The organism is Streptomyces sp. NPDC048603, assembly GCF_043199475.1.
Lineage (GTDB): Bacteria > Actinomycetota > Actinomycetes > Streptomycetales > Streptomycetaceae > Streptomyces.
In genome coordinates this window covers 321,914-343,363 of sequence record NZ_JBICVY010000011.1, presented here as the reverse complement: position 1 = coordinate 343,363, position 21,450 = coordinate 321,914, and the positions used below count along the sequence as shown (strand labels likewise).

The window sequence follows — 21,450 nt, the reverse complement described above, 5'->3', positions numbered from 1 at the left end:
ACCGGGACCGGCAGCGGCACCGGGACCGGCACCGGGGCCGGATCCGACGCCGGGACCGGGACCGGAGCCGGCTCCCGGCGGTCCGCGGCCTCAGCCGCCGACCGCCGGAGCACGGCCCGGCCCCGGGTCCACCCCGAGGTCGGCGCGCATCACGGCGCGGAGACCGTCCCCGCGTCCCCAGAGCCGCTGCAGCTCGTCGTGGATCTCCTCGAACGAGCCGCCCGCCACCGGTGTGCCCGCCGAAAGCCGGACGATCCGCGCGTACGTCTCCGACACCGCGGTCGTCAGGTCGTCCAGCTCGCGCAGCACCGGCGCGGACGCGATCATCTGTGCCTCCGCGAAGGCGGCGTGGTGCGCGTGCCGGGCGGCCTCCAGCTCCTGCCGCGCCTCCGCCGTGACCTCTTCCTTCCGCACCAGCCAGAGGAAATTCATCAGCTCCACCCGGAACCGGCGGTACCCGGCGTTGGCCGCCATGTAGCACTCGCGCAGCCGCGCCTGCCCGGCCGCCTCCTGCTCGCGCAGCCACTGCGCGTGCGCCGTCTCCTGCTGCCGGTCGAACTGCTCCGCCTGCGCGCGCGCCAGCAGCCGCTGCGACACGACGGGCGCGAGCAGCGTGCCGATCACACCCACGGTCGCGGCGGCCAGCGCGATCAGACCGCCGCCCACATTGCCTCCAGCACAGTGCCTCCCCATTCCCCGGCCGGTCTCGCCGGCCCGTCTCCCCGGTCCCGGCCTCACCGGGCCCCATCCTGCCCCGCACCAGAGCCCGACCACCCCGCCCGCCCCCATGCTGAGCGGCCATGGAGGACGTTCCGCACCACGACACCGAATGGCGCCAGGGGCGCAATCCCCACCGGCGCAGGATCGGGGTGCTCGGCTGGGCGCTCCTCGGCCTGCTGCTCTTCGCACTGCTCACCCTGTGGCCGCGCTGACCATACGGGTTTCCGTCCCGGGATGGACGGCTGGCAAGATGGGTGTATCTGCCCATCCCTCGATCTGCCGGACGGTTTCTCTTGGCTGAGTTCATCTACACCATGCGCAAGGCGCGCAAGGCGCACGGCGACAAGGTGATCCTCGACGACGTCTTCCTGAACTTCCTGCCCGGAGCGAAGATCGGCGTGGTCGGCCCGAACGGCGCCGGTAAGTCCACCGTCCTGAAGATCATGGCGGGCATCGAGCAGCCGTCCAACGGTGACGCCTTCCTCACGCCCGGCTACTCCGTGGGCATCCTCATGCAGGAGCCCAAGCTCGACGAGTCCAAGACCGTCCTGGAGAACGTCCAGAACGGCGTCGCGGAGATCAAGGGCAAGCTCGACCGGTTCAACGCGATCGCCGAGGAAATGGCGACGAACTACACCGACGAGCTGATGGAGGAGATGGGCAAGCTCCAGGAGGACCTGGACCACGCCAACGCCTGGGACCTCGACGCCCAGCTGGAGCAGGCCATGGACGCGCTGGGCTGCCCGCCCGGCGACTGGCCGGTCACCACCCTCTCCGGTGGTGAGAAGCGCCGCGTCGCCCTCTGCAAGCTGCTGCTGGAGGCCCCCGACCTGCTGCTCCTCGACGAGCCCACCAACCACCTCGACGCCGAGTCGGTGAACTGGCTGGAGCAGCACCTGGCCCAGTACAAGGGCTGTGTCGTGGCCGTCACCCACGACCGGTACTTCCTCGACAACGTCGCCGAGTGGATCCTCGAGCTCGACCGCGGCCGCGCCCACCCCTACGAGGGCAACTACTCCACCTACCTGGAGAAGAAGTCCGAGCGCCTCAAGGTCGAGGGCAAGAAGGACGAGAAGCGCCAGAAGCGCCTCAAGGAAGAGCTGGAGTGGGTCCGCTCCAACGCCAAGGGCCGCCAGGCCAAGTCCAAGGCCCGCCTCGCCCGCTACGAGGAGATGGCCGCCGAGGCCGAGAAGATGCGGAAGCTGGACTTCGAGGAGATCCAGATCCCGCCGGGCCCGCGCCTGGGCTCGATCGTCGTCGAGGTCAACAACCTCTCCAAGGCGTTCGGCGAGAAGGTCCTCATCGACGACCTGTCGTTCACCCTGCCGCGCAACGGCATCGTCGGCATCATCGGTCCGAACGGTGCGGGCAAGACCACGCTGTTCAAGATGATCCAGGGCCTGGAGGCCCCGGACTCCGGCGACATCAAGGTCGGCGAGACCGTCAAGATCTCGTACGTCGACCAGGGCCGCGCCAACATCGACCCCAAGAAGACCCTCTGGGCGGTCGTGTCGGACGAGCTGGACTACATCAACGTCGGCCAGGTCGAGATGCCGTCCCGCGCCTACGTCTCCGCGTTCGGCTTCAAGGGCCCGGACCAGCAGAAGCCGGCCGGCGTGCTCTCCGGCGGTGAGCGCAACCGCCTGAACCTGGCGCTCACCCTCAAGCAGGGCGGCAACCTGCTGCTCCTCGACGAGCCGACCAACGACCTCGACGTCGAGACCCTGTCCTCCCTGGAGAACGCGCTGCTGGACTTCCCCGGCTGCGCCGTGGTCGTCTCCCACGACCGCTGGTTCCTGGACCGAGTCGCCACGCACATCCTGGCGTACGAGGGCGAGTCCAAGTGGTTCTGGTTCGAGGGCAACTTCGAGTCGTACGAGAAGAACAAGATCGAGCGCCTCGGCCCGGACGCGACCCGTCCGCACCGGGCGACCTACAAGAAGCTGACCCGGGGCTGAGCATGGCCCGTCACATCTACCGGTGCCCGCTGCGCTGGTCGGACATGGATGCCTTCGGGCACGTCAACAACGTGGTCTTCCTCCGCTACCTGGAGGAGGCCCGGATCGACTTCATGTTCCGGCTGGCGCCGGGCAACGGGTCCAAGTCCTTCCAGGGCGGATCCGTCGTGGCCCGCCACGAGATCGACTACAAGCGGCCGCTCGTGCACCGGCACGAGCCGGTCGTCGTCGAGTCCTGGGTGACGAAGATAGGCGCGGCCTCGCTGACCATCGCCTACGACGTCAAGGACGCCGAGGACTCGGACCTGGTGTACGTCAGCGCGTCCACCGTCGTCGTGCCCTTCGACCTCGAGACCCAGCGCCCGCGCCGGATCACCGAGGAGGAGCGTCACTTCCTCCAGGAGTACGTCGACGACTCCGCCCGTCAGCGCGGCGGCGCGGCGGCATGACAAGGCAACTGCTCCTGGCCGACGCCGGGGAGGCGGCGGACCTCGCCGCCTTCCTGGGCCGGCTGGTGCACTACGACCGCGCCGCCGCGGTCCGCCTCCAGGCGGGCGGCGGCGCGCTCGCCGTGTTCGGCCGCCCGCCGTCCTTCGACGTGCTCGCCATCCGCGCGGTGCGGCTGGCCGAGCCGGCGACCCTGGACCTCACGGTCTCCGCGGGCGAGCTGCTGGAGTCCGTCGACGAGTCCGCCGGCACCGCCGTGGTGCCCGCGGCCGTCACCGGGCCGCCGTGGGCCGGGGTGCTCCCGCCCCGCGGCGGCTGGCGGCAGGTCCCCGGGCTGCCCGGACCCGAGGCGATGCGTGCGGCCGTGGCCGCCGCCGTCGCCGAGTTCCGGGCCCGGGACGAGGCCCTGCCCGCCGACCGCCGGACCCGCGCGGAACGCGACCGCATCGGCCGCGAGATCTGGTCCCGGACGCTCGGCGAGACGGAGCTCCCGCTGCGTGCCGTGCACGCCGCGCAGTCCCTCGGCTTCCTGCGGACGGTACGCACGACCGTCCCCGCCCCGGCCCGCCCGGCCGGCGCCCCCGAGCCGGTGGCCCTGCTCAGCTCGGGGAGCTGGCTGCGCCTGCGCACCCCGTACGGCTCCATCGCCACCCGCCGCCCCGGCGGTGGCCTGGGCGCCCTCCAGGTCCGCCCGGTCTGACCGGCGCCTCCCGGCAGCTTCCGGACCCCCTGCACCCCCTGCACCCTCCGGCATCACGCGGCACCCTCCGGCACCACCCCGGCGTCGCCTTCACCCGGCCTGGGATTTTCACTTTAAGTTCTCGATTTCCTGCCGGTGGGTGGATCATTGCCGGTGGTGCGGATCCGTGGCGCGATATGGTTCACTTCAGGAGAAGGTCGCCGGTCGCCGTGTACCGGGGAGGGTGGGACGGGGGTCCGCCCTGCCCGGTACCGGTGGCCGCCGCGCGTGCAGGACAATCACCTGTGACACGGCGGACCGACAGGAGCCCAGGGGTGTGCGAGCGGTGAGCGGGACCAAGGGACAGACGCTGGCCGACCGGCTGGAATACCTCTTCGCGCACGTCCAGCCGCTCGGGCGCCGGCACACCCTCCAGGAGGTCGTCGACGGGATCAAGGCCGTCGAGGAACCGGGAGGCGGCGGATCCCTGTCCGTGGGCCGGCTCTCCATGCTGATGAACGGCAAGGCACCCAACCCGACCCTGGGGACCCTGCGGTCGCTGGCCGCCTTCTTCGGCGTCCCCGTCGGCTACTTCGTCGACGACGCCGTCGCCGAGCAGACCATGGCCCAGCTGGCGCTCATCAAGGCCATGCGCGCCAACGACGTACGCGCGGTCGCCCTGCGCGCCGCCGCCGTCGCCTCCCTCTCCGCCCAGGGCCTGGACGTCGTGCGCGACCTCGTGGAACAGGCGGCGAGGCACCCCCGGGGCTCCGGAGGCGCGGGCACCCCCCGCGGCTAGAATTCGCCCGTACGGGGCGTACGGAGCGTGTGGGGGCAGGGGGAGCGAGCGGGATGCGCAGCGACGCCTGGTCCGAGTTCAGCGCCCGGTGCGCCGAGCTCCTGGACGCCCTGCCGCTGCCGGCCGGCACACCGGTGACCGTCGACGTGCTCCGCACCGCCATCGAGCAGCACCGGGGCCGGCCCCTGGTGCTGTCCCCGCTCCCCGAGCGGGCCGGGGCGACGGCCGGCCTGTGCGGACTGTGGATCGCCCTCGGCGACGCCGACCACATCTTCTACGAGACCTCGACCAGCCCGCTGCACCAGCAGCACATCATCCTGCACGAGATCGCCCACCTGCTCCTCGACCACGGCAACACCGACGGCGACAGCAGCGGCGAAGGCCCCGGGGAAGGCCCCGGCGACGGCGCGGCCGAGGGGCCGGGAGGCGGCTGGGGAGCCGGGATCACCGCGCTGTTCCCCGGCCTCGACCCGGCCATGGTGAGCAGGCTGCTCGCCCGGGGCCGCACCGACTACACCGAGATCCAGGAGCGCCAGGCCGAACTCATGGCCACCCTCATCCACCACCGCACCACCGCCCGGCCCGCCGGCCCCCCGGCCGACCCCGCCGCCGCCCACGTCCTGGACCGCCTCGCCCGCCTCTTCGGCGGTGGCGCCCGATGACCGGCATACGCCTCTTCGAGATCGTCCTGCTGCCCCCGCTCTGGGCGCTGACCCTGCACACCGCCCGCAAGGCCCGCGCGGCCCGGGGCACCCCCGACGCGGCCCCCACCCGGCTGCTCGCCGGCGTGGTCGGCCTGATCACGCTGTCCGTGACGGTCGGGGTCCCGGCCGTCCGCCGGGTCATCGACGCCACCGCCGGCGTCCAGAGCGTCACCAACGTCCTCGCCCATCTGCTCGGCATGGCCGCGATCACCTGCCTGACCGGGTTCGTCCGGCACCTCTCAGGCGCCCCGGAACCCCGCCGCCCCTGGCTGCACCGGCTCCCGCTGCCGCTCGCCGGGACCGCCCTGGCCACCGCCTTCGCGGCGGGCACCCGCCCGGACGGCGAGCAGCACCTGCTGACCGACGGCAGCTCGGCCGCCCACCAGGCCTACTGGGCGGTCTACCTGGCGTACGTCATGTGGGGCGTGACCTCGGTCGGCCTGATGTGCCTGCGCCACCGCCGGCACGCCCCACCGGGCCCGCTGCGCACCTCCCTGAACCTGCTCGGCTCGGGCACCGCGACGGCCGTCGCCTACGCCGTCCACCGCTGCGCCTACCTCGCGGCCCGGGACACCGGCTGGTGGCTGTTCCGCGACGGCGTGGTCGTGCCCACCACGCAGGTACTGCTCGCCGCGTCCCTGCTGCTCTACCTGGCCGGCATCTCCTGGCCCGCTCTCGCCGAGTGGCGTGCGGCCCGCGCCTCCCGGCGGCGGCTGCGCACGCTGGAACCGCTGTGGCGGGCCGTGTGCGGGGTCGTCCCCGAGGTGGTGCTGCCGCTTCCGCAGCAGTTGCGCGCCACCCCGGACGTCCTCCTCTACCGGTACGTCATCGAGATCAGCGACGGCCTGCTCGCCCTCGGCCCCTACCGCCGCGACACCGAAACCACCGAGGTCGCCGAGGCCCGCGAGCGGCTCGCCGCCGCCGGTCTGACGGGGCGCCGGCTGGAGGCGGCCGCCGAGGCGGTGGCCGTACGCCGGGCCGTCGAGGCCCTCGCCGCCGGGCACGCCCCGCTGCGGGAGCCCGCCGGCACGCCGCAGGGCGCGCCGGACGAGAGCCCCGCCGAGGCCCTGGAACTCCTCGCGGAGTACTACGGACACCCCCTGGTGCGCGCCGTGGCGCGGACCCCGCTCAGCCGGCCGTGTTGATCATGGACGCGGCCGCGTAGGTCAGGTACTTCCAGAGCTGCGCCTCGTGCTCGGGGGACAGCCCCAGCTCGTCCACCGCCACCCGCATGTGCGCCAGCCAGGCGTCGTGCGCGGCGGCGTCCACCCGGAAGGGCGCGTGCCGCATCCGCAGCCGCGGGTGCCCGCGGTGGTCGCTGTAGGTGGTCGGACCGCCCCAGTACTGCATCAGGAACAGCGCGAAGCGCTCCTCGGCCGGGCCGAGGTCCTCCTCCGGGTACATCGGGCGCAGCAAGGGGTCCTCGGCGACTCCCTGGTAGAAGCGTCGCACCAGGCGCCTGAAGGTCTCCTCGCCGCCCACCTGCTCGTAGAACGTCTGCTCCTGAAGCGTGCCCCGCGGAATCTCATTCACCCGACCATCGTCTCAGACCCCCGGACGGAGGACCCCGGCCCCAGGCCCCTCCACCCGCCTCCGCGTTCGCCTCCGCGTCCGTCTCCCCGTTCGCCTTCGCCGGGCCGCCGCAGGAGAGTGGAGCCATGGGCGCACACATGGCGCAGGAGCGCGAACACGGCGTGGACCCGGAGGCCGCGCACGCCGCACAGGTGCGGGAACTGGCCGCGGCCGGGGTACTGCGCGACCCGGTCTGGCGGGCGGCCTTCGCCGCCGTGCCTCGCCATGTCTTCGTCCCCTGGTTCTTCACCGGGCGCGGGGCCGGCCACGAGCGGCTGTGGGGAGAGGACCCCGACCCGGCCCGGCGGGCCCGGTGGCTGCGCGGGGTGTACTCCGACGAGCCGCTGGCCACCCGGCTGCGCGACGGCGAGCTGGTCTCCTCCAGCAGCCAGCCCTCGCTGATGGCGAAGATGCTGTCCGCGCTCGACGTCCGGGACGGCCACAACGTGCTGGAGATCGGCGCCGGGAGCGGCTACAACGCCGCCCTGCTCTGCCACCGGCTCGGCGACGGGCTCGTCACCACCGTCGACCTCGACCCGGACATCGCCGAGTCGGCGCGGGCCCACCTCGCCGAGCTCGGTTACCACCCGGTGGTGATCGCGGGCGACGGGGCGCGCGGCGCGCCGGCCCGGGCGCCCTTCGACCGGATCATCGGGACCTGCTCGCTGCCGCGGATCCCGCACGCCTGGCTGGGCCAGTGCCGCCCCGGCGCCCGCGTCCTGGCCCCGCTGTCGACCGGGCTGATCGCGCTGCGGGTACGCGACGCGGACTTCGCCGAGGGCGGGTTCCAGCACACCCCGGCGTACTTCGTGCCGCTGCGCGGTTCCGGCGCGGCACCGGGTGCTCCCGCGGGCGGGATCCCGTACGAACTGCTGGCCAACGAGCGGTTCCAGTTCATGCTGCTGCTCACGGCGGGCGCGCTGCACCCGCGCGAGGCGCTGGACCTGTGGCGGCGCGAAGGGCGGCCGGCCCGGGAACGGTTCGGGGTGACGGTCACCCGGGGCGGGCAGTGGTCCTGGCTGGACGATCCCCAGGGACCCTACGTGTGGCCCCTGGGGGAGTCCGGGCAGTCCGGGTAGTCCGGGTCCTGCCCCGGCTCCGACCCGGTCCGGTGACCGTCAGCCGCGGCGGACGGTGATGGTGGTCCAGGCGCCGACGTGCACCTGGTCCCCGTCGCCCAGCGGTACCGGCACGTACGGCTGGATCGGCTCCTCGCCGCCGTTGATGGTGGTGCCGTTGGTCGAGTTCTGGTCGACCACGGCCCAGCTTCCGTCGGGCTGCTGGACCAGCACGGCGTGCTGGTGCGAGACGCCCGGGTCCTCCGGCGGGACCGACAGGTCGATGTCGGGGGACTCGCCGGTGGAGGCGCGGCGACGGCCGATGGTGATCTGCTCGCCGGACAGCGGCAGGTGCTGCTCGGGGGAGTAGGCGGGCAGGTTGAGCCCCACCGCCTCCGGGCCGCTGCGCTGCATCATCGCCATGAAGTACGTGCGGTCGGGGCCGATGGTCGCAGTCCAGCGGGCCGGGCCGGCCTGGGCCGGGAACGGCTGCTGCTGTTGGTGGTGCGGCTGATGCGGCTGCTGGTGCCCCGGGTGCTGCTGGTGCCCCTGCTGCTGCGGGTGGACCTGGTGCGGCGCCTGGTGCTGCTGGTGCTGCTGGTGGCCCGGGTGCCCCTGGTGCTGCGGCTGGTGCTGAGGCTGGTGCCCCTGCTGCTGCCCGGGAGGCGGGAGCAGCCAGTCGTCCCCGCCGCCGCCCAGCGCCTCGGCCGGCCGGTTCATCTGGGAGGGGCGGGAGCCCTGGTAGTCGTACGGGTCCTGCCCGTACGACGGCTGCGCGACCGGGCCGGGCGGCGGAGCGACCGGCGACACGGGGGTCACCGGCGGGACCGGCGGCGGGCCGGCCGGGAACGGCGACGCCGCCCCGGTGAGGAAGTTGTAGCGGCACTCCTCGCAGAACGGGGCCATGGCCTCGCGAGGGGTGCGGCACTGCGGGCACAGCTCGGCCTGCGCGGTCGCGTCACCGCCGGCCGGGGGGAATCCGTAACCGTAGGAGGGCGCCGCCGGTGCCCCCGTGGGGGCGGCCATGCGGTGGCCGCACACCTCGCACCAGTCCTCGGAGACCGAATGGTGCCCGTTCGGGCAGGTCGGCATGGAGCCCTTCCCCCTTCTGCTGTGGAGCCCTTCAGCCCCTCTTCACGCGGACAGTCCGGATCGACCGGGTTTCGAGGGTCATTTCGTCCGCGTCCGCCACTGTTGCCTTCAGTCGCACAGTACCCGCCGCCGCGTCGACTACGTCGACCACCTTCGCCAGCAGTTTCGCAGTGTCCTCGTTGCCGGACGCACTCGCCAGCTGCACGGCACGGCCCAGCTTGGCCGTGGCACCCCCCATATCTCCCTGTTTGCGGGCTTGCAGCCCCTGCTGGATCGCCTGGGCCAGCTCCGCCTGGCCGGTGTAGTGGGCCACCTGGGGATTGATCGCGGTCGACGCGGCCAGGTCGTTCGTCCACACCGCCCGGACCAGGCCCTGCGCGAGCACCGACGGCACCCCGCCCGCCGGACCGGGCAGCACCAGCGAGACCCGGGCGGCCAGCATCTCCTGTCCGACGGCGGCGGCCGGGACGCGCACGCACACGTGGTACTCGCGGCACTCGTCGCCCCACGAGCCGGTCGGGTAGTCGCCCGCCCGCGGGCCCGCCTCGGTCCGGCGGTCCGTCAGGTCCTGGACGCTGGGCGCGACCTGCTTGACGTACTGGATCTCCGCGCCGACCGGGGTCCACAGCCGCAGACCGACGTCCGCGACCTCCTTCCCCATCACCGCCCCCATCATGCGGGTGAAGTCCTCGGCGAGATGGGCCGGGTCGGCGACGATGTCGGCGGTGCCGAGCAGCGCGTTCGCGATCCCCGTCACCTCCTCGACCTCCCAGTCCGTGCCCACCCCGCGCGCGTCGCAGGTGAACCGCCCGGCGCAGGCCTCCAGGGTGGCGCGCAGCCGCTCCGGCTCCTCGTGCTCGTTGCGGCCGTCGGTCAGCAGGACGCCGTGCCGGACGGCGGCGGAGCTGCCGCGCAGCAGCCCGTCGGCCAGCCGCAGCCAGGTGCCGATGGCGGTTCCGCCGCCCGGACGCAGCCCTCCCAGAGCCTCCTTGGCCTGCGCCCGGGTGGTCCGGTCGGCGACCGCGAGGCGGCCCTGCCCGGGATAGACCTCCTTGGCCACGTGGGTACCGGCGATCACCGCGAAGGAGGTGCCGTCGCGCAGCGTGTCGATCGCCGCCGCGGTGGCCTGCCGGGCCCCCTCCATCTTGGTCGGCGGGTACTCCATGGAACCGGAGCAGTCCACCATGATCACGACGGCGGCGGACCCGGGCAGCGCGGCGTGCGTGGCGGTCGCGCCGCCGGTGGAGGTGACGGTGACGATCGCGTTCACGTCCCGCCCGCCCGCCGGGAGGAACTCGTTCTGGTAGACCTCGGCGGTGAAGCGGGGCGCGCGAGGCTTGGCGAAGTTCGCCACGGACGGACTCCTTGAGGATCAGGCCTGCGGGGCGGCGGCGACCGGAGCGGACTCCGGGGAGCGGGGCAGCGCGAACGGCACCACGGCCACGGTCACGTTGTCGTGGCCGCCGCCGTCCAGGGCGTGCCCGACGAGCACCTGGGCACTGTGCAGCGGGCGCGCCGCGGCGTCGGCGGGCAGCACGGAGGCCATCTCGCCGGCGGACTCGGCGTAGTTCCACAGCCCGTCGGTGCAGACGACGACCACACCCGGGTGGTCCGGCCGGAAGGTCTTGGTGTGCGGCTCCAGTTCGTACGCATCGGCGCCCAGCCAGCCGGTGATGGCGTGCGCGCGGACGTCGGCGTACGCCTCGGCCTCGCCCATCAGTCCGGCCGCGACCATCTGGGCGGCCCAGGAGTCGTCCTCGGTGAGCCGGTGCGGGAGCGCGGCACGGTCGTCCGGAACCCAGTAGGCGCGGCTGTCGCCGACCCAGCCGATGGTGAGCAGTCCGCCGCTGATCACGGCGCCGACCAGGGTGCAGGCCGGCGCGTTCTGCGCGCCCGGCACCTCCGGGGCGAGGGAGTTGACCGCCTGGGCCGCCGCGAGGATCGCGGTGTGCATGGCCTCCTGCGGGTGCGTACCGCGCGGCAGGGCGTCCAGGAGGGTCTCGTTGGCGGCGGCGGCCGCGGCGGCGGAGGCGTCGTCGGGGCGGCTGGCGGAGGAGACCCCGTCGCAGACGATGGCGACGGTGGCGGCGGAGCCGTCGGGGAGCGCGGTCGCGGACACCGCGAAGGAGTCCTCGTTGCGGTGGTGGCGCAGGCCGCGGTCGCTGACGGCGGCGACGCTGCCGAGCTCCTCCTCGATGTGGTCCCGCTCGCGGGGCTGGGCGTGGCCGCAGTTCTCGCAGTAGCCGTCGGTGTCCACGTGTCCGGCCCGGCAGGCGATGCAGGTCTTGCCGTTGCCGTTGCCGTTGCCGTTGCCGTTGCCGCTTCCGGCGCCCGGGCCGGCTCCTTCGCCGGGGGCGGCGGGGGCGGCGGGGGCGGCGGCGGGCTCGGCGCCGGCCGCCTCGCCCTGCGGGCTGCCGTAGGGGTCCTGCGGTCCGGCGGAACCGCCGTACGGGCGCGGGTCGCCGGCCGGCGTCTCGCCGTAGGGGTGGTGTGACTCCGCCGGGCGGCCCGCGTCCGGCGCGCCGAAGGCGCCGCCACCGCCGGGGGCGGCGGCGTACGGCTCCCCGGGGCCTTCCGGGCCGCCGGGGTGCCCCGCGGCGGCGCCGTACGGGTCCTGCGGCGGTCCGTCGTGACGGGTCGGCCGGTGCTCGGTGCCGGGCCCGGCGGGGCCGCCGTACGGGCCCTGCGGCGCGCCCGAGCCGGTGCCGTGGGAGGTGGCGCCGTACGGGCCCTGCTGCGGTACGCCGTCGTGCCGCACGGGTCCGTAGTCGGGGTGCGGCGCGCCGGCCGGCGCGGGCGCGGGCGTCCAGGCGGCCGCGTCGTCGACGAGGGTCGGCGCGGCGCCGGACACGCTGCCCCAGCCGGGCGCGGGCGCGGGAACAGCCCCGTCCGCGCCGTACGCCCCGTCAGGACCGGCGCCCGGCCCGGCCGCGCCACGGCCCGCCGCGGCGGGCGGCGGGGTCACGGCGAGCGTCGGACGATCGTCCGGGGCCGGCGCCGGGGCGGACAGGTCGTATCCGCAGACACCGCAGAAACGGTCACCCTTTTCCAGCGGCTCCGTGCAGCTGGGGCAACCCGACGGCTGATGCATCCGCTCCATCACTCACACCCACGTCCGGGGACGGAAACGGTTTGCCCGTTCCACCAGTTCGATCCGCTCCTCACCCCGCTGGGCCAGCCTGGCCAGCACGCGGTACGAGCGTTCCAGGCCGAAGCGCAGCCCCCGCTCGTCGAGTTGACTGCCGAGCAGCGAGGTCCGGCCGGGGTCGGCACCCCGGCTACCCGACAGTACCCAGTCCAGGGCCGAGCCCAGAACTTCGGCCGCCAGCTGCTCGTGCAGTTCGGGGCCGAGACCGAACCGCCGCAGCGCCTCCACCTGCCCCGCTGCGGCCCTGAGGTCGGCCAGCAGCGGCTCCTGCGGGGACCGTTCGCGCAGACGTGCCCGTACGGCGGCGACCCGCGCGGCGGTGTAGTGGATGGACGACTCCGGTACGGACTCCAGCGTCGCCACCGCTCCGGGCCGGTCGCCGGTGGCCAGCTGGACCCGGGCCAGGCCGAACGCGGCGCTGACGAAACCGGGGTCGGTGATCCAGACCAGGCGGTAGTACTCGGCGGCGTTGTCCAGCTGGCCCAGGATCTCCGCGCACAGGCCCAGCGCGAGCTTGGGCGCGGGCTCGCCCGGGAAGGCGTCGTAGACCGCGTCGAAGGACAGCGCGGCGGTCTCGTCGTCGCCGGTGGCGAGCGAGACGATGCCGCGGGCCCAGACCACCCGCCAGTCGTCGGGATGCAGGGCCTCCAGCGCGTCCAGTGCCCGGCCGGCCACGTCCGGTTCGCCCAGCTCCAGCCGTGCTCGGAGCTCCCGCAGCCGCAGCTCGGCGGAGTCGGCGGGGGCGGCGGCGAGGGCGCCGAGCAGGTCGGCGGGGGCGGAGGCGAGCAGGCCGGCGAGGAAGCCGGCGTTGGGGTCGGTGGTGTCGACGAGGGGTACGGGCAGGGCCAGGGCGGTGTGTTGGGGGTCGGGCGGGGCGAGTGAGGCGGGGCTGGTGGGCCCGGCGGGGGCGGAGCCGTGCTCGTGCTCGGCAGTGGCCTGCGGGACGGCTGCTTCGGGCTGGCGGGGGCCGGGCACGGTGGTCGCGGCCGTGGTTGCCGCGGGCGTGCCGGCCACGTGCGTGGCGGTGGTGCCGAGGCCGTGCACGGGCCCGGCGCCGGTAGATCCGGGCTGGGCGGGGTACGGGTGCTGAGCGGGGTACGGGTGCTGAGCGGGGTCCCGGTGTGCCCACCCTCCCCCAAGCTCTCGGCTTCGCTCGAGCAGGGGGGACCCCCATCGCCCTGCGGGACGCCTGCCCACACCGGAGGCGGACACACCGGGGGTGGGTACCGGAAGCCTGCCCACACCGGGGGCGGACGCACCGGGGGTGGGTACGGGATGCCTGCCCACACCGGGGGTGGGTGCCGCGGTGCCGGGGCGGGGACGGCGGAGGGACGGCAGGCCGCCACGGGGGGCGGGCTGCCGGAGGCCGAGGCGGGAGACCTCGTAGGACGGGTCGTCGGTGAAGAGGCGGGTGTCCGGGACCCGCGGTTCCGGGCCGAAGAGGGAGGACAGGTGCGGGCGCGGGCGGCCGCTCTGCAGCGCGACGACCTCCCGGAGCACGCCCGTCAGCTGGTCCGCCATCTCCTGTGCCGAGGCGAACCGGCGGTCCGGGTCGGGGTCCGTCGCCCGGACCAGCAGCCGGTAGAAGGACTCGTACCGGCGGAACACCTCGATGTGCTCGGGATCCGGCAGCGAGTCCACGAACACGTTCGTGTAGCCCTGGAAGTCGAAGGTGAGCACGGCCAGCGTGCGCGCCACCGTGTACAGGTCGGAGGCCACCGACGGGCCGGCCTCCGCGACCTCCGGCGCCTGGTACCCGACCGTGCCGTATATGGCCGACTCGGTGTCGTCCATCCGCCGGACCGCGCCCATGTCGATCAGCTTGAGCTGGTCACGCTGCTGGATGGCGTTGTCGACCTTGAAGTCGCAGTAGAGGAGGTTGCGGCTGTGCAGGTGGCCGAGCGCCTCCAGGGCCTCGATGCCGTACGCGCAGGCCTGTTCCACCGGCAGTGGGTCGCGCCGGCCGTCCGGCCGCCGCCGCCCGTTGGCGATCTCCTTCAGTGACTTCCCGCCGACGTACTCCATCACGATGTAGCCGTCGAGCGAGCCTGTCCGCTGGTCCAGGTGCTCCACGAAGTTGTAGATGCGGACGATGTTGGAGTGCTCGATCTCGGCGAGGAACCGGCGCTCCGATATGGCCGCCGCCATCGCGTCCTGGTCACCGGTGTCCAGCAGGCCCTTGAGGACCACCCAGCGGTCCGACACGGCCCGGTCCACGGCCAGGTAGACCCAGCCCAGGCCGCCGTGCGCCAGGCAGCCGGCCACCTCGTACTGGCCGCGCACCACGTCGCCCGCCCGCAGCTTGGGCACGAACGAGTACGGGTGCCCGCACTTGGTGCAGAAGCCCTCGGTCCGGCCGGGCCGGTCACCGCGTGCCCGTCCCACCGGCGCCCCGCAGTCCGAGCGCGAGCAGAACCGCTTGCGCTCGGGCACCTCCGGGTTCGCCAGCACGGCCGTCGAGGGATCGGGCCGGGGCACCTCCGGCACGGTCACCAGCCCGGCACCCAGCCGGTTCCGCCCGGAGGAGGCCGACCGGGAGCCCGAACTCCGCACCGACACCGACACCGAGGAAGAGCGGGCGGAGGCCGTCCCGCTCAGCGAGCGCGACAGCCGCCCCGAGACCGACCGCCGGGACGAGGCGGAACGCGAGGAACGGGACGAGGAACGAGAAGAGGAGCGCGAGGAGCGGGACGAGGGGGACGAGGGGTCCGACGCGCGTGCCGACGGGGACGACGGGACCGAGGACGACCCGCGCGCCGCGCTCGTCATCCCGGTCGGCGCCGACACCAGTTCGGACGCCGCCGCGTCCGGCGCGATCCCGCAGGTGTCGCAGTACAGCTCCCCGCCGCCCATGTCCTCGTACGCCCCGGTGCAGTCGGGGCGCCGGCACGGGGTTCCGGCCAGGCCGCTCATGCGTCTCCGTCCTCTCTGCGGGCGGGTGCCAGTGCCTCCGCCGCCGCCTGCTGGTAGCGCAGCACCGCCTGCTCGGCGGCCCGCAGGTCGCAGGGCGCGCTCCACAGCATCCGCCGCGCCGCGTCGTAGCGTTCCGTCAGCACCGGATCCTCCGCCATGCCGTGCCGGGCCATCTTCGCCCGGTACGCGTCCAGCCGCCCGCGCAGCTCCGCCCGCACCGCGAGCGGCGCGGTCACCGCCGTCAACGACTCCCGGGCGCGGCGCAGTTCGTCCTCGGCCCGGTCCTCCAGGGACTCCAGCAGCGGGGACAGCCGGTGCCACTGCGCGTTCCGGCGGTACTCGGCCGCCGCCGCCAGCTGCTCCTGCAGCGCGGTCGGCGGGCCGCTCACCGCCGGCACCTCCGAGGCCGCGATCTTCGCCAGCACCTCGCCGCGCGCCGTGCGCGCCTCCGCCAGCGTACGGTCCGCCCGCGACAGCACGTCGCGCAGGCTGATCAGCCGCTGCTCGGCGTCCTGCCGTACGTCCAGCACGGCCTCCACCTCCCGGCGTACGTCCTCCAGGGCGAGGGCCGCCCGGTCGTACCGCCCGGTGTCCGGGCGGCCGCCGCCCGGTGCCGAACTGCCCGGCGCGGACGCCCAGAACGCCAGCGGGTCCGCGATGACCTCCGCCCGCAGCGCGGTCAGCTCCGCGGTGATCTCCTCCAGGTCGTCGCCCGACGGGTGCTCACCGGGCCGCACGCCCACCGAGTGCGCCAGCGAGCGGGTGCGGCGCAGCTCGGCGGCGAGCAGGTCGATCCGGGCGGGCAGCGCCGACCACACCGCGTCGGCCGCGACCACCACGTCCAGAGAGCTCGCGTACAGCTCGTTCATCCGGGCCACCAGCTCGGCCAGCGACAGCCGCTCGGTGAGCCGCTCGCCGTCCGCCGCGGCGCCCGCGATCAGCACGCCGGGTCCGCGCAGCCGCTCGGTGAGCTCGGCCAGCTCCTCGCGGCCGGGCCAGCGCCGCCGCTCCCGCAGCTCCCGGGCGGCGCCCAGGGCCCCGCTGTAGGCGTCGAAGTACTTCCACAGGCGGGTGATCGCCGTGTCCGCCGCCGCCCAGCGTTCCTTGGTCAGCCCGGTCAGCTCGGCGCCCTCCAGCAGCCGCCGTCCGGCGTGGTCCTGGAGCGCCAGCAGCGAGGTCTCCACGGCCTCGTGCTCGGCGCCCAGCCGGGCCAGCGCACGGTCGACCTCGTCCCGGTCCATCACTGCCTCCGTTCCCGTCATGCGGCTCAGTCGCGGTACTTGGGAGCCGGCGGTACGCCGGTACCGCGCAGGTCGGCCCGCAGGTGACGCTCGTACGACGCGGCCCAGGCGCTCCCGCTGCCCCCCGCCCGGTAGTTCTCCAGCACCTTGTTGACCCGGCGCACCAGGTCGGTGGACCCCTTGTTCATCGCCACCCCGTAGAACTCCCGGGTGAACGGGGTGCCGACCAGCTCCACCGACGGGTCCTGCGCGGCCTGCCCGGCGGCGAGGGCGTTGTCCGTGACGATGCCGTCCACCTCCCCGAGCTGGAGGCGCACCAGGCAGTCCAGCTGGTTGGGCACGGTCACCGTGCGCGAGCCGAAGGACTCGTTCTTCAGCGCCGCCTCCCCGGTGGACCCGGCGGCGGTGCAGATCCGCTTGCCCCCCAGCGAGGCGTCGTAGCCGGTGATGCCCGACTTCCGCGGTGCCAGCACCTGCTGACCGGCCTCGAAGTACGCGGTGGAGAAGGCGACCTCCTCCAGCCGCTTGCAGTTGATGGTCATGGTTCGTACGACGATGTCGACGCGGCCCTCCTTCAGCGCGGGGATGCGCTCGCTGGTCGGGATGGCCCGGTAGATCACCGCGTCCGGGTCGCCGAGGACGTCGGCCGCGATCGCCCGGACCAGGTCGATGTCGAAGCCGGTCAGCACCCCGGTCGCCGGATCCCGGTAGCCCCAGTTGAAGCTGTTCTGGTCCACGCCCGCGACCAGCTTCTTCGCCGCCTTGATCCGCGCGATGGCCGGGCCGTCCAGGCCGTCGGGGCGCAGGCTGGCCTCCGGGTCCTTGCAGGTGTCCGCGCCGGGCAGGGCCGGCGCCACGGCCGGGGTGCCGCCCGCCCGCCCGGAGGCCAGGTCCGCCGCGGCCGTCCGCCCGGCGGTGCCGGAGGCCAGCGGCAGCAGCACCGCCACGGCCGTCACCGCGCAGGCTCCCGCCATCGCGGTCACCCCGCCCCAGCCGCGCAGCCGGCTCCGCAGGCCGGCTGCCTCGGGGAGTGTCCGGCGGGTCATGGCCGGGTCCTGGCCGTGGCCCCCGGCGTCCTCGCTCCCGTACCGCCTCACGCGCATCCGCATCTCACCTGTACTCCGAAAGCCTGCGCCCGATGCCGAGCAGGGCCGCCGCCGCGGCCACCGCGGCCAGCGCCGCCGCGCCGGTCACCAGCCCGCCCAGCGCGGCCCGGCCGCTCCGGGCCGCCTCGGTGAACTCCCGCTGCTCGTGCGCCACCGCCTCGGCGAGCGAGGCGTCCACGGTGTCGAAGGAGGACCCGCTGCTCGTCTTGTCCCAGCTGGTGCCGTTCTTGTCCGTGCCCCCGATGACCTGGGCCAGCGCCAGCTCGTAGTCGCCCTTCACGTCCGAGGCGCGGGCCGCGGAGTGCCGCTGTGCCCACAGCGCCGCGCCCTGCGCGGCGCGCTCCACCGGGGCGCGGCCCTCCGCGTCGTCGGCCAGCCGCAGGGCCGCCGTCAGCCGTGCGTCCAGGACCTTCATGTTCCGCGCGTGGTCCACGTCGTACTTGTCGGACTTCTTGTCCTCGGCGAGCACCGCGCCGCGGGAGATCAGGGTCAGGTTCTCGTTCGCCCGCGCCTGCAGCGAGGCGATCCGGGCATCGTTCAGCACCTTCAGCGACTCCTGGCCGTGCGTCCGCGCCTCGTCCAGCCCGGACCGGGCCAGGGTGTGCCCCACCGACAGCCACAGCAGCACCACCGTGGACGCGGCGGTCGCGGCCAGCAGACCGTGGTTGAAGACCCGGTTGGTGCGCCGGTAGTTGCGGCGCTGTGCCCACCCCAGGACGGCCAGCGCCAGCACGCCGGCCCCCAGCGAGGCCAGCGGCCAGGACCGGGCCGCGTCGTGGTCCGCGTACAGCCGGCGGGTCTCCGCCTCGTACAGCCGCTGCGCCGCGGGCAGCAGCTGGGTGCTCATCTGCTCGTTGGCGTACCGCAGATAGGCGCCGCCGAGCGGCAGTCCCTGCCGGTTGGTGGCACGGGCCTGCTCGATCAGCCCGGTGTAGCGCGGCAGCTGCTCGCCGAGCAGGGCGATCTCGCGCCGGGACTCCTCGCTGCCGCCGGTGGTGGCGGCCGCCTGCACCAGCAGCCGGGAGGCGTTCGCGATGTCCTTCTCGTACCGCTCGCGGACGGCCCGGGGCTCCTGGGCGCCCGCGAGGAAGCCGCCGGCGGAGGTGGTGTCGGCGTCCGCCAGCGACCGGTAGATGCTCGCCGCGTCCGCGCTCAGCGGCTGGCTGCGGTGCACCACGTCGTCCGCGGCGGCCGACCGGTCGGCGATCTGCCAGGAGGTCACCGCGCCGAACACCACCACGAGCAGGGCCAGTGCGGCCCCGATGATGCGCAGCCGGCCGGGCTCGGTGGTCGCGGCGGCCCGCAGCCGGGCCGCGTCCTCCGCCCACGCGGCACCCCGCCGCGGCGGGGGCACGGCGGGGCCGCCGGCCGGCGCGGGAGCGCTGCTGATGGTGGCCACCTGACCTCCCCCTGGTCGCAGGACTGCTGTCGCCTGTCACCTGTCGCACGTCGTCTGTCGCACGTCGTCTGTCGTCGCAGCAGTATGGCCGTACGGACGCCCTTCCACAGCATTCGTTGCCGGATCTTGGAGGATCCGTCCCGACTCTCCTTCCCCGTCAATACGCCCCTACGGGCGGGTCGGTTCCCGCTCCGTCCGGTACGCGCCGCTTCAGCCCCCCGCGCCCGGAAAGTGCCCGCGGAGCCTCGTGTACGCCGCCGGCGGCGAGCCCTCCGAGTCCAGGCCCAGCAGGGCCGCGCCCAGTACCGGCGGGGCCGTCACCACCGAGAGCCGGGCGCGCGGGGCCCGCTCGGCGAGGCCCGCGGCGATCCGGTCGTTCAGCTGCGGATGCCGGGCGGCCACCACACTGCCGCCCAGCACCACCGGGACCTCCTCGTCCAGCAGGTCCAGCCGGCCCAGCGCGACCACGGCCATCGACACGATCTCGTCCGCCTGCCGGTGCACCAGCGAGAGCGCCACCCGGTCCCCGGCCGCCGCGGCCGCGAACAGCACCGGCACCAGCTCGTGCTTCCGGGCGAGCGGGACCTCGCCCAGGTGCAGCGCCTCGATCAGCCCGGCCATCGAGGCGCGGCCGAAGTGCGCGGGCAGCAGCTCGGCGAGCGCGGTCGGCTCGCCCCGGCCGTCCTCGGCGCGGGCGGCGAACCACAGGGCCTCGCCCGCCAGTCCGGCCCCGCCGCCCCAGTCGCCGGAGAGCGCGCCGAGCGACGCGAACCGCGCCGTCCGCCCGTCCGGCAGCATCCCCGCGCAGTTGATGCCGGCACCGCAGACCAGGCCCACCCCGCGCGGCGGCGCGCCCTGCGGGAGCCCGGCCCGCAGCACCGCGAAGGTGTCGTTGCGGACGGTGGTGGTGACGCCCCAGCCGCGCCGCCGCAGCGCTTCCTCCAGGGCGGCCTCCTCCACCGGCAGGTCCGCGTGGGCCAGACAGGCCGACACGTGCCCCGCGTACGGCGGGCCGTCGGTGCCGGACCGGTCCTGCGGTCCCCGGACTCCGGCCGCGGTGCGCGCCGCCGTGACCGCTTGCGCGACCGCCTCGGCCAGCACGTCCACGGCCGCCTCGGTCCCGCGCCGGTGCGGGTTGAAGCCGCCCGACCGTCCGGTGCCGAGCACCGTTCCGTCCGTGCCGATCAGAGCCGCGTCGGTCTTGGTGTTCCCCGCGTCGACGGCGAGGACGGCGGGCCGGCCGGGCACGGCGGGCCCGCCGAGGACGGGGGGTTGGCCGAAGACGGCGGGCCGGGCGGGTGCGGCGGGTCGCTTCAGATCCACGCCAGGTGCTCCTTGTTGTGTGCGAGAAGCCGGTCGGTGAGCTGCTCGGCCAAGTCGAACTGCCCCACCAGCGGGTGCGCCAGCAGCGCCCGGAACACCCGCTCCCGCCCGCCCCGCAGCGCCGCCTCCAGCGCCAGGTCCTCGTACGCGCTCACGCCCGCCACCAGGCCGGCGTACAGCGGGTCCAGCCGCGGCACGGCCAGCGGAACCGGCCCGGCCCGGCCCACGCGTGCCTGCACCTCGACGACCGCGTCGTCCGGCAGGAACGGAAGGGTGCCGTTGTTGAGGGTGTTGACCACCTGGACGGGGGAGCCGCCGTCGCCCAGCAGGGCAGCCGCCAGGTCCACGGCCGCCTCCGAGTAGAACGCCCCGCCGCGCCTGGCGAGCAGTTCCGGCTTCCGGTCCAGGGCCGGGTCCCCGTACATCCCCAGCAGCTCCCGCTCCATCGCGGCGACCTCGGCGGCCCGCGAAGGCTTCCCGCCCAGCTCGCGGACCACCTCGTCGTGCGCGTAGAAGTACCGCAGGTAGTACGAGGGCACCACGCCGAGCCGGTCCAGCACCGCGCGGGGCAGCCGCAGGTCGGCGGCGACCGCGTCCCCGTGTCCGGCGAGCAGGTCCGGCAGCAGGTCCGGGCCGTCCGGGCCGCCCTCCCGGACGCCGAACTCCCAGGTGAGGTGGTTGAGGCCGACGTGGTCGAGGTGGATCCGGCCGGGCGGCAGGCCGAGCAGGGCCGCGAACTTCCGCTGCAGGCCGATGGCCACGTTGCACAGCCCGACCGCCTTGTGACCGGCCTTCAGCAGCGCCCGGGTGACGATCCCGACCGGATTGGTGAAGTCGATGATCCACGCGTCCGGGTTGGTCCGGCGGACCCTCTCGGCGATGTCCAGCACCACCGGCACCGTGCGCAGCGCCTTGGCCAGCCCGCCCGCGCCGGTGGTCTCCTGTCCCAAGCAGCCGCACTCCAGCGGCCAGGTCTCGTCCTGCTGCCGGGCCGCCTGCCCGCCCACCCGGAGCTGGAGCAGCACGGCGTCGGCGTCCGCGACCCCCGCGTCGAGGTCGGAGGTGGTGGTGACGGTCGCGGGATGGCCCTGCCGGGCGAGGATCCGCCGGGCCAGCCCGCCCACGAGCTCCAGGCGCCCGGCGTCCGGGTCTACGAGGACGAGCTCGCCGACCGGCAGCGCGTCCCGCAGCCGGGCGAACCCGTCGATCAGTTCGGGGGTGTAGGTGGAACCGCCGCCCACCACTGCGAGTTTCATCCTTGGTCCGGCCTTTCCTCGGGGAGAACGGCTGA

The 21,450-nt window shown here is 74.6% G+C and carries 19 protein-coding genes; 8 read left to right on the top strand and 11 right to left on the bottom strand.

Features of this window, described 5'->3' with window-relative positions:
- Positions 1-90: 90 nt before the first annotated feature.
- A complete protein-coding gene (locus ACGFQ9_RS28040) occupies positions 91-666 on the bottom strand; it encodes a hypothetical protein (protein ID WP_393577537.1) in 576 nt (191 codons plus the stop codon).
- A gap of 134 nt (positions 667-800) precedes the next feature.
- Here ACGFQ9_RS28040 and ACGFQ9_RS28035 point away from each other — a divergent pair, with 134 nt between their 5' ends.
- The 7 genes from ACGFQ9_RS28035 to ACGFQ9_RS28005 all read left to right on the top strand — a co-directional run bounded on the left by ACGFQ9_RS28035 (position 801) and on the right by ACGFQ9_RS28005 (position 6,452).
- Positions 801-932: a hypothetical protein gene (locus ACGFQ9_RS28035; RefSeq protein WP_393577536.1), complete on the top strand. Its 132-nt coding sequence runs from the start codon at positions 801-803 to the stop codon at positions 930-932.
- An 81-nt stretch (positions 933-1,013) separates the two neighbouring features.
- Complete coding sequence (ettA, locus tag ACGFQ9_RS28030; RefSeq protein ID WP_393577534.1) at positions 1,014-2,678, top strand: energy-dependent translational throttle protein EttA; 1,665 nt, start codon at positions 1,014-1,016, stop codon at positions 2,676-2,678.
- 2 nt (positions 2,679-2,680) lie between these two features.
- Positions 2,681-3,127, top strand: coding sequence for an acyl-CoA thioesterase (locus tag ACGFQ9_RS28025; protein WP_393577532.1), 447 nt, complete (start codon positions 2,681-2,683; stop codon positions 3,125-3,127).
- Entirely contained in the window at positions 3,124-3,825 is a 702-nt protein-coding gene (locus ACGFQ9_RS28020) for a hypothetical protein (RefSeq protein ID WP_393577530.1), read from the top strand. The genes ACGFQ9_RS28025 and ACGFQ9_RS28020 overlap by 4 nt, the downstream gene beginning before the upstream one ends.
- Before the next feature lie 325 nt (positions 3,826-4,150).
- Entirely contained in the window at positions 4,151-4,603 is a 453-nt protein-coding gene (locus tag ACGFQ9_RS28015) for a hypothetical protein (RefSeq protein ID WP_393577529.1), read from the top strand.
- Between the two features lie 53 nt (positions 4,604-4,656).
- Positions 4,657-5,265, top strand: a complete 609-nt coding sequence (locus ACGFQ9_RS28010; protein ID WP_393577528.1) for a hypothetical protein — start codon at positions 4,657-4,659, stop codon at positions 5,263-5,265.
- Complete coding sequence (locus ACGFQ9_RS28005) at positions 5,262-6,452, top strand: MAB_1171c family putative transporter (RefSeq protein WP_393577527.1); 1,191 nt, start codon at positions 5,262-5,264, stop codon at positions 6,450-6,452. The genes ACGFQ9_RS28010 and ACGFQ9_RS28005 overlap by 4 nt, the downstream gene beginning before the upstream one ends.
- Here ACGFQ9_RS28005 and ACGFQ9_RS28000 read toward each other — a convergent pair.
- The gene (locus ACGFQ9_RS28000; RefSeq protein WP_393577526.1) at positions 6,436-6,840 is read right to left on the bottom strand and encodes a globin; all 405 of its coding nucleotides are present in this window, start codon (positions 6,838-6,840) and stop codon (positions 6,436-6,438) included. The genes ACGFQ9_RS28005 and ACGFQ9_RS28000 overlap by 17 nt on opposite strands.
- A gap of 125 nt (positions 6,841-6,965) precedes the next feature.
- On the opposite strand from ACGFQ9_RS28000, the gene ACGFQ9_RS27995 reads away from it, so the two are divergent.
- Positions 6,966-7,958, top strand: coding sequence for a methyltransferase domain-containing protein (locus ACGFQ9_RS27995; RefSeq protein ID WP_393577525.1), 993 nt, complete (start codon positions 6,966-6,968; stop codon positions 7,956-7,958).
- Positions 7,959-7,997: 39 nt separating this feature from the next.
- Here the strand turns inward: ACGFQ9_RS27995 and ACGFQ9_RS27990 are convergent, their stop codons facing one another.
- From ACGFQ9_RS27990 to ACGFQ9_RS27950, 9 genes are all read right to left on the bottom strand, one after another.
- On the bottom strand, positions 7,998-9,029 hold the full coding sequence (locus ACGFQ9_RS27990; protein WP_393577523.1) for an FHA domain-containing protein: 1,032 nt from the start codon (positions 9,027-9,029) through the stop codon (positions 7,998-8,000).
- Between the two features lie 31 nt (positions 9,030-9,060).
- Entirely contained in the window at positions 9,061-10,383 is a 1,323-nt protein-coding gene (locus tag ACGFQ9_RS27985) for a VWA domain-containing protein (protein ID WP_393577522.1), read from the bottom strand.
- Positions 10,384-10,401: 18 nt separating this feature from the next.
- Complete coding sequence (locus tag ACGFQ9_RS27980; protein WP_393577521.1) at positions 10,402-12,129, bottom strand: PP2C family serine/threonine-protein phosphatase; 1,728 nt, start codon at positions 12,127-12,129, stop codon at positions 10,402-10,404.
- A 3-nt stretch (positions 12,130-12,132) separates the two neighbouring features.
- Positions 12,133-15,090: a tetratricopeptide repeat protein gene (locus tag ACGFQ9_RS27975; protein WP_393577519.1), complete on the bottom strand. Its 2,958-nt coding sequence runs from the start codon at positions 15,088-15,090 to the stop codon at positions 12,133-12,135.
- Positions 15,087-16,331, bottom strand: coding sequence for a hypothetical protein (locus tag ACGFQ9_RS27970; RefSeq protein ID WP_393577583.1), 1,245 nt, complete (start codon positions 16,329-16,331; stop codon positions 15,087-15,089). The genes ACGFQ9_RS27975 and ACGFQ9_RS27970 overlap by 4 nt, the downstream gene beginning before the upstream one ends.
- A gap of 26 nt (positions 16,332-16,357) precedes the next feature.
- The gene (locus tag ACGFQ9_RS27965; RefSeq protein ID WP_393577581.1) at positions 16,358-17,377 is read right to left on the bottom strand and encodes a glutamate ABC transporter substrate-binding protein; all 1,020 of its coding nucleotides are present in this window, start codon (positions 17,375-17,377) and stop codon (positions 16,358-16,360) included.
- 64 nt (positions 17,378-17,441) lie between these two features.
- Complete coding sequence (locus ACGFQ9_RS27960; protein WP_393577518.1) at positions 17,442-18,836, bottom strand: hypothetical protein; 1,395 nt, start codon at positions 18,834-18,836, stop codon at positions 17,442-17,444.
- Positions 18,837-19,046: 210 nt separating this feature from the next.
- Complete coding sequence (locus ACGFQ9_RS27955; RefSeq protein ID WP_393577579.1) at positions 19,047-20,084, bottom strand: N-acetylglucosamine kinase; 1,038 nt, start codon at positions 20,082-20,084, stop codon at positions 19,047-19,049.
- Between the two features lie 65 nt (positions 20,085-20,149).
- On the bottom strand, positions 20,150-21,415 hold the full coding sequence (locus ACGFQ9_RS27950) for a 6-phospho-beta-glucosidase (RefSeq protein ID WP_393577517.1): 1,266 nt from the start codon (positions 21,413-21,415) through the stop codon (positions 20,150-20,152).
- Positions 21,416-21,450 lie beyond the last annotated feature (35 nt).